9 protein-coding genes are annotated in these 12,140 nt (G+C 46.7%); 7 read left to right on the top strand and 2 right to left on the bottom strand.

Going from position 1 to position 12,140, the window contains the following annotated elements; all coding sequences use genetic code 11:
• Window positions 1–11: 11 nt before the first annotated feature.
• On the bottom strand, window positions 12–2,876 hold the full coding sequence (locus H3U73_RS09185; protein ID WP_198190432.1) for a condensation domain-containing protein: 2,865 nt from the start codon (window positions 2,874–2,876) through the stop codon (window positions 12–14).
• A gap of 221 nt (window positions 2,877–3,097) precedes the next feature.
• Here H3U73_RS09185 and H3U73_RS09180 point away from each other — a divergent pair, with 221 nt between their 5' ends.
• The 7 genes from H3U73_RS09180 (at window position 3,098) to H3U73_RS09150 (ending at window position 11,832) form a co-directional block, all read left to right on the top strand.
• Complete coding sequence (locus H3U73_RS09180) at window positions 3,098–4,711, top strand: (2,3-dihydroxybenzoyl)adenylate synthase (protein WP_198190431.1); 1,614 nt, start codon at window positions 3,098–3,100, stop codon at window positions 4,709–4,711.
• A 32-nt stretch (window positions 4,712–4,743) separates the two neighbouring features.
• On the top strand, window positions 4,744–5,619 hold the full coding sequence (locus H3U73_RS09175; protein WP_198190430.1) for an isochorismatase family protein: 876 nt from the start codon (window positions 4,744–4,746) through the stop codon (window positions 5,617–5,619).
• Between the two features lie 54 nt (window positions 5,620–5,673).
• Window positions 5,674–7,275 (top strand): ABC transporter ATP-binding protein, encoded by a 1,602-nt coding sequence (locus H3U73_RS09170; RefSeq protein WP_198190429.1) that lies wholly within the window; start codon window positions 5,674–5,676, stop codon window positions 7,273–7,275.
• Window positions 7,272–8,864, top strand: coding sequence for an ABC transporter ATP-binding protein (locus H3U73_RS09165; protein WP_198190428.1), 1,593 nt, complete (start codon window positions 7,272–7,274; stop codon window positions 8,862–8,864). Before H3U73_RS09170 ends, H3U73_RS09165 begins: the two co-directional genes overlap by 4 nt.
• Window positions 8,865–8,928: 64 nt before the next feature.
• The gene (locus tag H3U73_RS09160) at window positions 8,929–9,717 is read left to right on the top strand and encodes a 4'-phosphopantetheinyl transferase (RefSeq protein WP_198190427.1); all 789 of its coding nucleotides are present in this window, start codon (window positions 8,929–8,931) and stop codon (window positions 9,715–9,717) included.
• A 163-nt stretch (window positions 9,718–9,880) separates the two neighbouring features.
• Window positions 9,881–11,044 (top strand): isochorismate synthase MenF, encoded by a 1,164-nt coding sequence (locus H3U73_RS09155; protein ID WP_198190426.1) that lies wholly within the window; start codon window positions 9,881–9,883, stop codon window positions 11,042–11,044.
• 20 nt (window positions 11,045–11,064) lie between these two features.
• Window positions 11,065–11,832, top strand: a complete 768-nt coding sequence (locus H3U73_RS09150; RefSeq protein ID WP_198190425.1) for an SDR family oxidoreductase — start codon at window positions 11,065–11,067, stop codon at window positions 11,830–11,832.
• A gap of 95 nt (window positions 11,833–11,927) precedes the next feature.
• Here the strand turns inward: H3U73_RS09150 and H3U73_RS09145 are convergent, their stop codons facing one another.
• Complete coding sequence (locus H3U73_RS09145) at window positions 11,928–12,128, bottom strand: helix-turn-helix transcriptional regulator (RefSeq protein ID WP_180214759.1); 201 nt, start codon at window positions 12,126–12,128, stop codon at window positions 11,928–11,930.
• Between the last annotated feature and the right edge of the window lie 12 nt (window positions 12,129–12,140).

Genomic DNA, 12,140 nt, shown 5'->3' with positions numbered 1-12,140 from the left:
ATGTAATGCTTTCATACTGAATCCATTTCTGCCCGGATCAGTTGTTCTACTTCCTTCATATTGCGGCAGCCGATTAACTGGCGCGGATTCAGAGTCAGTCTGAAACTGTGATTTATCCGGCTGGTAATTTCTTTTACATGCGAAGGGCGTAATCCGAGCTGGCTGAATGGCCGGGTATGTTCAATAACTATGGTTTGTTCGATATTCAGCGTATCGCGGTAAATATGTTCTAATTGTTCTCTTTGGCGGATAACTGCATCAGCACACTGCCCATTCGGATTGATTGTGATACCGGATAATGTCTGATTTAATACAGAATCAATATTTTCCAGACCCTGATCAGCCAGTTGCTGACAGACGCTGACCAGAACTGCGAGAAAATCGTGAATGATGGCTGCATCAATGGCAGCCTGTGCAAAATCAATATTAAACAGCAATGCGCCGTCATCACTGAGCATGAAGCGAATATCTATCGCTACCTGTGGTGTCTGAGTTAACCCGTTAACATAATGAACTGCGCTACCCGCCGGTAATACCGGCCACGATAATCCATTAGTAATAACGATTGGTAAAACCGGTGCCTCGCCATGCTGCTCAAATAGTAATCTTGCCAAGTCCACACCGGAAAAGGCCAGATGCTGCAAACCGTCCAGCATACTCTTTTGTAACTTAGCCGCCTGTTCGATAAATCCGGTTGCAGATGACCAGCAGACCACAACAAAAGTGGATTGATTGGAGAATTCACCCTCATACAGCGGCAAAACCGGTACCGCTGCCGACAGCAGGCCGGGTGTCTGCTGCCAGCGATTTAATACCGCCAGAATCAACGCCATCAATAAGGAATTTTTAAAGAGCCCCTGCCGTAAACCTGACTGACATAATTTATCGAATGTCTGTGCAGGCAATACGGCGCTTTGTCGCTGATAGGGTGAAGTTTCCAGTGTCGCTAAAGGCTGTTTCCAGGGTAATTGCGGGATGCTTGTAACAGGCTGCAACTGTGCCTGCCAGTAGGCAAGTGCTGTGTTATAAGTCTGACTATCCGGTTGCTGCCTGTTTTCAGACAGCAGTGGCGCCTCTTTCAGCTCCGTATCCGTGAATAACTCACACATCAGCGCTGCAATAGACCGTCCGTCGAGAATCAGCGCATCAAAGCGCGCAAAGACAATAAACTGCTGTGCGGATAACTGAAAAAGTGTGATATCCCACGGCGATTCCTGTAAATCAAATATTTCCTGCTGATAACGCCGGCGAAAACTGTCAATTTTTTCGGTAGCTGCTGCCGACTCTTCTCCACACAGATTGATTTCAGTTAAATTAATAATTACCTGCGGATTTACCCACTGTACACAACGCCTAACATCAATATAGGTTCTTAGGCTGGCATGATGCTGTACCATATCAGCCAGACGCTGCCGGAATGCGGGTAAATCCAGTGTTCCGGCATATTCGCGAAATTCCTGCATCGCCACACCGCCAAGCGCAAAAGCGGTACTTCGGCCGGACAAATAAGATTTTTGCAGAGAGTTTAAAGGGGTGGCTTTTTCATCAGGTTCCGTAATATTCAGGTACTGATTCAATTCAGTTAGTGGGCGTGAAAAATATTCCGGCTGCGCGATCAATGTATTCAGCAGAGTCAGAAAACGTTCAAATAGTCCGTTTACCCATGTATCGGCTAATGCATCCAGACGAATATCCCAATTAATGAGTAAATCATTATTTAGCTGCACAAACTGTGCATCCAGTGCCACCTGCGGCCCCTGTGAAATACACCAGTCCATACTGCCAAAATATTCATGTACCTTGGATGAGAACAGATTTTTTTCAGGTAAATCAACTGCGGCAGTAAATACTACCGGTGCGATTTGCGGCGTAGCATGATGACGTGACAAACGCCGCATTACATTGACACCACTGAATTGCCGGTGATCCAGACATTGCCGCCATTCAGTCGCCAGACGCCGGCAAAAAGTTTCCAGATCAGGCGTTTCAGTCATATCAACATTTAACAGCACCAAATCAGCAAAATCACCAATGGTTCGGTTAATATGAGGCAAAAGCGGTTCCCGCCAGAAAAACGGCACATTAAGCCGGTAAGCACGATCATGGGTGACCTTGCCCAATGTATAGGCAAACAACCCCAGTATCAGAGCAGAAAAGGTTAACCGCTGCTGACGGGCAAACTGGCGCAACAGCAATGCCTGCTCTACACCGATAATTGCACTTAAGCGTGTGCTTTGTGCTCCGGCCGGGGTTGGTTGCTTTAAAGGTAAAGCAGGCGCAGGTGCGATAGTATCCATGCGTGACAGCCACCACTGGCGAGCACGCTGTTGCTGTTGGCGCTGGTACAGATCCTGCTGAATCCTGTTGCGCCAGTCATAAAAAGATGGCGGTGAAGGCAGACAGACGGTACTGTCTGCGTAAAACTGAGCCAGATCCTCCATCAGAATCCGGAAGCTGGAAGGATCAACAGCAATCATATCGGCATCTATATGCAGGCGGAAAACCTGATTACCCAGAAGGCTGACAGAAAAACGCACTGTCTGTCCTTCATCCAGACTGAGTTGCTGATGTGTCCATTGTCGGCGTTTGTCTTCAAGTTTCTGTTGCTGCTGTGCCTCAGATAAATGTAAAAAATTATCTATTTCCAATACATTTTGCGGTGGTGTATCTCTGATTCTTACTTCACCTTCAGCATTCAGTTGCAAACGTAACAGCTCATGCCGCCGGTACAGACATTCAATTGCCTGCCTGAGCCTGTCTAAATCCAGCTGAGTGCCATTGAATTCGGTATACAGATGCGCAGCTACACCACCAAGCATGGCGTCATGTACACGCCCAAACCAGCATGCAGACTGCATTGAAGTAAGTTCACACATTATTTCTTTACTCTGTTGACAAATTTACGATTTTTGACGATGATACAGGTAAATGAAAATGATTACTAGTTTCATTTAACTAAAATTTATCACGACAGCAAACCGTAATTAGCAACCCTGAACAGACCATCAGAAAAATGTTGGATGATTCAATTTATTTTGATTAATCAATATTTTTTTCTGATTCAGCTGGTTTAACAGATAGAAAAAAGGCTGATAAGATGATTAGCTATACACACTGGCCTGAAGATTTAGCCCGGAAATACCGCCAGAAAGGTTACTGGCTGGATCAGCCGTTAACCCGCGTGCTGACACAAACTGCCAGACAGTTTCCGCAGTCAACTGCCATTATCTGTGGTGAACGGCATTTCAGTTATGCGCAGTTAAATCAGCTTTCCGATAATCTGGCAGCCCGACTGAGCGCACAGGGCTTTGGTATAGGTGATACTGCACTGGTGCAGCTACCTAATATTGCCGAATTTTATATTGTCTTTTTTGCTCTGCTGAAAGCCGGTATTGTGCCTTTGAATGCACTGTTTAATCATCGTCAGCATGAATTAAAGAGTTTTTTCAGCCAGATTAAACCCCGGCTGCTGGTGGCCTCACGCCATCATGAAGTATTCAGTGGAAATGATTTTCTGAATGAACTGACTGCTTTACAGCTGGCGCCGGCTTTAACTCTAATGCTCAATGCCTTTGCTGATGATGAAAGCCTGCCGGACTGGTATACCACTGCGCATTCTGATATCTGCCATTATGCTGCTACGCCGGCAGATGAAGTGGCTTTTTTCCAGCTTTCCGGCGGCAGTACCGGTACACCAAAACTTATTCCGCGTACGCACAATGATTATGATTACAGCGTGCGTGCCAGTGCCGAAATCTGCGCTCTGAATCAGCATACCCGATTACTCTGTGCCATGCCGGCAGCACATAATTATATGCTGAGCTCACCCGGTGCTCTGGGTGTATTTCATGCCGGCGGATGTGTAGTAATGGCGGCAAGCCCCGAACCTCTGAGCTGTTTCAGCCTGATTAAACAGCATCAGGTGACCATGGCTTCGCTTGTACCCAGTGCCGTATCTATGTGGTTACAGCAGGCACCTGAGCAACTGGAAAAGCTGCACTCACTACAATTAATTCAGGTAGGCGGTGCCAGTTTCCCGGAATCAGTGGCACGACAAGTATTAAATGTTTTCGGCTGTCAGTTGCAGCAAGTATTCGGGATGGCGGAAGGACTGGTGAACTATACGCGGCTGGATGATAGCGAAGAGCTTATTGTCACCACACAGGGGCGTCCTATCAGCCCGGATGATGAAGTAAAAGTGGTGGATGAAAACGGTGACGAAGTGCCTGCCGGAGAAACAGGTATGCTGAAAACACGCGGTCCCTATACTTTTCGCGGTTACTACCAGAGCCCTGAACACAATGCACAGGCTTTCGATACAGAAGGTTTTTATTATTCAGGTGATTTGGTACAGCGTAACAGCAACGGATATTTGAAAGTGGTGGGACGGGTTAAAGATCAGATTAACCGCGGTGGCGAAAAAATTGCTGCTGAAGAAATTGAGAAACTGATGATTACCCATCCTGATGTTACCGAAGCTGCACTGGTGGCTATTACGGATGAACGTTTTGGTGAAAAAAGCTGTGCATTTATTGTGTCACAGAATCAGCACTTAACTGCTCTGAGCCTGAAACGCCATCTGCTCAATCTGGGTATTGCTCATTACAAACTGCCTGATCAGGTATGCATTGTTGATAGCCTGCCGCTTACTGCCGTCGGCAAAACCGACAAAAAACGCTTACGTGAAACCTTTCAGCAAAATCCTGCCTGAAATAATTATCAGAATGAGAAACGAGAGACAGCATGACTATCAAACAAATCGATGATTATCCGATGCCTGCTCTGGCACAAATCCCGCAAAACAAAACCAACTGGGAAGCTGATACTGCACGCTCTGTATTATTAATTCATGACATGCAGAATTATTTTCTGAATTTTTATCAGCAGGACAGCACACTCATCCGGACAATGATAAAGAATCTGCAAAGTTTGCGCAGCTGGGCGGCTCAGCAACAAATTCCCGTGGTGTATACCGCCCAGCCGCATCAGCAGCATCCTCAGCAACGGGCGCTGCTGAATGATATGTGGGGTGCGGGTATTACTACCGCACCTGTTGAAGAGCAGAAAATAGTTGACGCCCTGACACCACGTCCGGAAGATACCATACTGACCAAGTGGCGTTATAGCGCTTTTCAACGTTCAGATTTACTGACACACATGCATAACTGGCAGCGTGATCAGCTGATTATCGGTGGTGTTTATGCGCATATCGGCTGTATGCTTACCGCTGCAGAAGCATTTATGCAGGATATTCAGGTATTTTTTGTAGCTGATGCACTGGCTGACTTCTCTGCGGAGCAACACCAGCAAGCGTTAAATTATGTTGCCGGCTGTTGCGGGCAGGTCACTACTACAGAGGCATTGTTACCGGCAACAAATAGTCTTACCCGTGCATGGCTGACACAAAAAGTTCAGACATTACTGGAAATACCGGAAGAAACCATTAACCCCGAAGAAAACCTGATTCTCTACGGTTTGGATTCTTTACGCATTATGCAATTTGCCGCAGAACTGAAACAGTATGACATCAATATTGGCTATGATGTACTGGGTCAGCAGCCTTCACTAAACAACTGGTGGCAGCTCATCGAAAAACAAAATAAAACTGTTTCAGCCTAGCATTGGCTGCAAATAATTAGCCGGACGCTGCATACAGCTTTAGGAACATAAAACATGACTGACTTAAATCTATCCGGCAAGAGCATACCGCCCGGTCTGGCACATCAGTGGCGGGTAGCCCTGCCCGGGCTAATAAGCGGTACACTTGCCGCCGTAATTGCCGGTATCGCCATGCTGGCAGGACTATGGTTTATCATTAAATTTATCGATAACATGAGCTGGTGCTGGCTGAATTATGCACTGGTCAGCTGGCTGCTGGCCGCATTGTTTACGGCCTTGTCCTCATGGCTGGCACATCAGGCAGAAAGCCGCTTTGCGGCGGCTTTACGCCGGACAGTGGCACAGCATTTAATCCGCCTGCCGTCCAATATACTGGCTAAACAGAATGAGCAGACACTTAAACAGCTGCTAACCGATGATGTTGCCAGTTTGCATCATATGCTGGCGCATTTACCCGGTGAGATTGCCGTATTCACGGTTATTCCGCTTTTATCCATCGGTATCCTTATTTATTTTATCGGCATATCGGCAATATGGGTATTATTACCCGGACTGATTGCTTCTGTTTATTATCTCATCATCATACCGCGCATGACCCGGCGTGACGGTACCGCACGTATGCAGGTAATGCTGGATATTATTAATAAGGCCGATGAATATGTACGCGGGATTCCGGTTTATCGTATTTACGGGCAGCATTCCAGCGCATTAACTGCTTATACAGAAGCAACTGAAAAATTTACCCGCAATATGGTGCACTGGGTAGCCAAGGCAGCCACGCCGGCAGCCATAGCCACTGCTATGCTACAGGCAGTAGCGACATTTGCCATTGGCTACTGGGTTAGTTATACACAGGACACCACTACTCTGGCAGCCACTCTGTTATTCAGTCTGGCCATTGTGACACCCGCATTACGTCTCGGGCATGGTATTGATTACATCAGAGCCGGACGCGCTGCTGCCAAACGTCTGACCGAATTTTTACATCAGCCCTTATTACCGGCCGGAACCATAAATCATCTGCCGGAGCCGGCAGTATTATCTATGCATGATGCAGTTTTTTCTCAGGAAGAACAGCCGGTTTTACGCAAACTCAGCTTCACATTTCCCGCCGGCGCCATTACCGCTATTACCGGCCCCAGCGGAGCAGGTAAAACCACTTTACTCAATGCATTAGCCGGATACATACCATTGACATCCGGAACTGTTCAACTGGGTAAGACCGATCTGTCTGCATTACATGACGACACCCGCCACCAGCTGATTCTGTTTATTCCGCAAGGATATGATGTTTTAGACAATACGATTCGTGCCAATCTGGCCTTAACTGCTCCTGATGCCAGCGATGAAGTCATGCAGCAGGCTCTGGCCAGAGCCAATCTGAATCTGGATTTATCAACACCTGCCCGTACCCTGTCCGGCGGAGAAAAACAGCGTATCTGCATTGCACGGGCTTTTCTCACTCAGGCAGAAATTATCTTAATGGATGAGCCTACCAGTGCGCTGGATGACCAGAATGCCCGGGAAATATTTCAGGCTTTGCAGGAACTGGCTCATACGGCGCATAAAACCATTATCATTGTTACTCACCAGCCGGCTCTGGCCGATAAAGCCGATGCAAAACTGGTACTGGAAGCATTAAGGAGCGAGGCATGAATACAGCAGCCGGCAACAAACACTCCCTTTTTGAAACCATACCGGCCGCCACCAGACCCCGCCTGATTGCTGTCAGCATCGGCTGGATACTGGTTGCCGTACTGGAAGCATGTGCTTACACCATACTGGCTCTGGCTATAGTAAATCAGCAGTCGCCACTGTGGGTATTGATTAGTGCTGCTATAGCCATAGTGATTACGGTACTGGTTACCCGTAACGGCTTTCTTACCGGCGTACGTCTGGCCGGAGATTTATTTGCCGCACTGGGACGTTCTCTGTCCAGCGCTAAATTATCCTGGTTTAATGACCAGCGCCGTGCGGTTATCAGTAAAACTGCCGGACAGGAAATTCCGAATTTCATGAGCATTCCGGCGCATCAGTTGCAGACGTTTTTACATGCGCCCTGTCTGCCCCTGTTTATCTGTATCGGGCTGGCCTTTGTTGCCGGTACAGGCATCATGTTAGCTGCACTGGCGATGATATTGCTGTCCTTACTATTACAAGTATGGGCACAATATGCTTTAAATAAAACTGATGCACAACGCCATCAGACCGAACTGGACAGCACCACGGCAACCATTGAACTGGTTGAACACCTTACTCTGCTGCGTACAGCCGCAGGATCGGCTCATGCGCTGGATACTATCCAGCAGCGCTGGAGCACTCAGGAAAACCTGCTAAGCAAAATTAACTGTAGTGCAGCCAGTGCAACGCTGATAGCTACTTTAGCTAATGTGCTGCCCATGGCAGGTATGGCGGTTTATTGTATTTTGTCCGCTCAGAACGATGAATACCTGATACTGGCTGTATTATTACTGATGGGGCGCGCCGGCGCACCATTAAGCGCACTGGCTACTGCCGGTCTGAGCATTAATGATTTAATCAGCTCACTGCGCCACTTTCAGCAACTTACCCATCCTCCGGTACTGCCTGAAACAGAAGAAACGCGCACCCCGAAGCATGCACAGTTATCTCTGCATAATCTGAACTGTATCACCAGCTCGTCAACCATTAATCAGGATATCCCCGAAGGTGCACGCTTACATGTCGCCGGTGTTAGCGGCAGTGGCAAAAGTACCTTGCTGCAACTATGCCTGCGCTTTGATGATCCGGCTATGGGTGAAATCAGATTAGACGGCATTCCACTGCCTCAACTGTCTTATCAGACACTGACCGACAATATGGCTTATGTGGCTCAGAACCCGATTATTTTTACCGGCACTCTGGCAGACAATATCCGCATTGGCCGTTTTGACGCCAGTGACGCCGAAATCGAAGCTATTGCCAGACAATGTATGCTGGGAACAGTTATCGACCGGACGGATGAAGGCATTCACCAACATGTCGGCCAGCAGGGCTCTGCCCTATCCGGCGGCGAACAGCAGCGCGTAGCCATTGCCCGTGCTCTTATCAAGCATGCGCCGATACTGATTCTGGATGAAGCCACATCAGCACTGGATGAAAGCACGGAACAACAACTGATTGATACTATACTCAGCCAGTCCCGCACCCTGATTTTTGTGTCGCATCGCAGTGCGGCTCCGTGGCAGCCTACCCTGACTCTGGATTTATCGCCGGATATGACATAAACACCAGATATGATTCAGGCAAATACTACTGATTAGAGCCATATCTTAAAAATACGGGCTATGCATGTCATTTATATCAGACCCGAGTAAAATAGACTGCCGGCAAAACACTTCTGCCGGCAGCAGAAAATTGCTATTGCCGGTGAATGATTTACCTGCATTATTCTGTCATCGCACAATCAGCATCGGCAATAACACCATTCACCAGATATGCATGCCATTAGCCGACACAGCGGTTTTGCATAAAATTGGTCAGATACATAACATCTTTCTGCCGGACAACATCAGACAAAGCCGGCACAAACGCCAGACAGAATTTATAGCCGGCCGGCTGGCGGCAAAATATGCATTATTACAGTATGGTTACAGCAACTTTACTCTGAAAACAGGCTCACAGGGACAGCCGCTTTTTCCTGAATCCTTACAGGGAAGTCTGAGCCACACCAGCAATCAGCGCCAATGTCTGGCTATTGCCTGCGTACAGAAAAAACAGCCGACACACCGCTTTCTGGGTATCGATATTGAATACCAGCAGCATCAGAGTATTATGAATGAGCATAAATCCACTCTGAGCCTGTTTCTCCGAGCAGCTGAATTACGCTATATAACCAAACACACTACTGACCTGCCGCTGATGGCGCTGCTGCTTTTTTCAGCTAAAGAGAGCATTATCAAAGCATGGTTTCATCAATATCAGAAACTGATTAATTTTACTGATATAGCTTTCCAGTCGTATCGTCATTCATACCTGAATTTCCTGATTGATTTACCGCTTACCCATGCAAATCCGCAAACAGCAGAAGTTTGTTTCCATTGCACAAAAGAAAAAATAATAACCATTGCATATATCTGAAACAGCTTGTGGCTGAATTTTGCCCAGAACAGAAAATTTTTCTGTATTTTTATTATAATTATTGATAATGATTACTATTTGCATTAATATAAACAAACTTACATAGCCTGATTTATCTAGACTTTTCATTACATACAACCCGCATCTGTCTACAGGTAATAAAATGACGATTACAGAATCAAGCGCTGTTTCCCGCTCTCCTATTCAATCTCAGGATCAGTTTGCCTGTTTTGCAACCAGACAGCATCACATCAGTGCCAGACATCTTATCCACAAAATACACATGCCGGTTAATCAGTCCGAATCCTGCAATCAGCAGATTGCCGACTGTTTTAATCACATCAAAGCGCAGGGATATGCCAATCCCATTCTTATTGCTGCTATTCCATTTGATACCAGAAAAAACGGTACCTTAAATTTTTACAGTGAATTTAATCAAACTTCACCAGCTCACTTTGAGCACAATACTGGTTCAGCAGGCAAAACAGCAAACTCCCTTATCCGCAAAAAATCATTGGTAGAGCGTCAGGCATTCGAACACAGTGTTCAAACAGCTTTAAGCGCTATGGCGGATAAACAGATGCAAAAAATTGTACTGTCACAGGCAACAGAATTTGAATTTGCCCGGCAGTACAGCCCTGAGGATTTACTGAATATTCTTATCCGGCAAAATCCTGATGCCTATAAATTTATGATTCCTGTGGAAGAAGACCAGTATATTTTTGGTGCCAGCCCGGAATTACTGCTATCGCGCCAGCAGCAACAGGTACGCAGTAACCCACTGGCCGGCTCCCGACCACGCCCGGCCATTCCGGAACACAACAGCCAGACTCAGACAGAACTTTATCAGTCGGTCAAAGACAGGCATGAACATCAGCTGGTTATCGATAATATCCGGCATAAGCTCAGCAGCTATTGCTCAGCATATCAAGCATCAGAAATACCCGAAATTTTAACTACATCAACCATGTTTCATCTGTCATCAGTCTTTCAGGGGCAACTGAAAGCCGATGCGCCCGATGCACTTAATCTGGCACTTCATCTGCATCCCACACCAGCCGTTTGCGGCACACCAACGGATATCGCCAGAGACTTTATTCTCAATCATGAAGGCTATAACCGTCATTACTACAGCGGACTGAATGGCTGGATGGATGCCAGCGGTAACGGAGAATGGGTCGTTACTATCCGCAACGGCTTACTGAATCACAATATTATCCGCCTGTATGCCGGAGCAGGCATCGTTGAAGGCTCAGACGCAGCAGCAGAATGGTTTGAAACCGAAGCCAAAATGCAAACTATGCTCAATGTATTTCAGCAACAGTAACATTATCTGGAGAAACAACCATGCAGCAAGCTATTATCGTTACCGGTGCAGCCCAAGGTATAGGGGCTGCGATTGTTTCCAAACTGCTCAAACAGCACTATCATGTTATCGGAATCGATAAACAGCCCTATTCACCGAGCTGGCCGGTACAACAGATGATTGAAGCCCAGTATCAGACTTACTGGACAAGCATTAGTCAGGATATCACTGCTTTCGAAGAAACCCGTATATTACTCAATACCCTGATTAATCAATACAATATAACTGGTCTGGTTAATGTAGCCGGGGTATTAATCCTTACACCATTGCTGAGTGCCACTGAGGCACAATGGCAAACCAGCCTGAATGTTAATCTGCTGGCGCCCATATTCATCAGCCAGCATTTAGCCGCACATTTCCGGCAGCAGCGACAAGGCTGTATTGTTACCGTCAGCTCTAACAGTGCACGCATGGCACGCACTGAAATGGGTTTATATGCCACCACCAAAGCAGCACTCAGCCACTTCTGCCGCAATCTTGCTCTGGAAGTTGCCCCGTATGTCCGGGTTAATATCGTTTCACCGGGCTCTACCCTCACAGCGATGCAACAACAATTATGGACCGACAACGAACCACCGGCCGGAATACTGGATGGTGACTTAACACAATATCGTCTTGGCATTCCTCTCAGAAAACTGGCTCAGCCGGCAGATATCGCCAATACCGTTTCTTTCCTGCTCTCTGAAGAAGCCACACAGATCACTATGCAGGAAATTGTTGTAGATGGCGGGGCAACACTGGGCGTCTGATTCGCTTTAAAGAAAACAGATAAAATACGATTTTTATTTTAGTTTTTCTTATGGGTAAAATATGACAATGCGCTAATGAAACGACATGATAAAGGTTATAATGTCGTTTCCGAGTGATTATCTTTAATATATTCCAATATATCAGCCGGCTGGCAATCCAGATACTGACAGATTGCCTCCAGCGTAGCCAGCCTGATACCTTTTACTTTTCCCTGTTTAAGCAAAGATAAGTTTTGCTCGGTAATACCAATAGCAGCAGCCAGCTCTTTTGATTTCACTTTCCGTTTAGCAAGCATAACATCTAAATT

The sequence above is a fragment of the Snodgrassella sp. W8124 genome, from assembly GCF_016100875.1.
In the GTDB taxonomy this organism is placed as follows: Bacteria; Pseudomonadota; Gammaproteobacteria; order Burkholderiales; family Neisseriaceae; genus Snodgrassella; species Snodgrassella alvi.
This window is presented reverse-complemented; position numbering and strand designations above follow the sequence as displayed.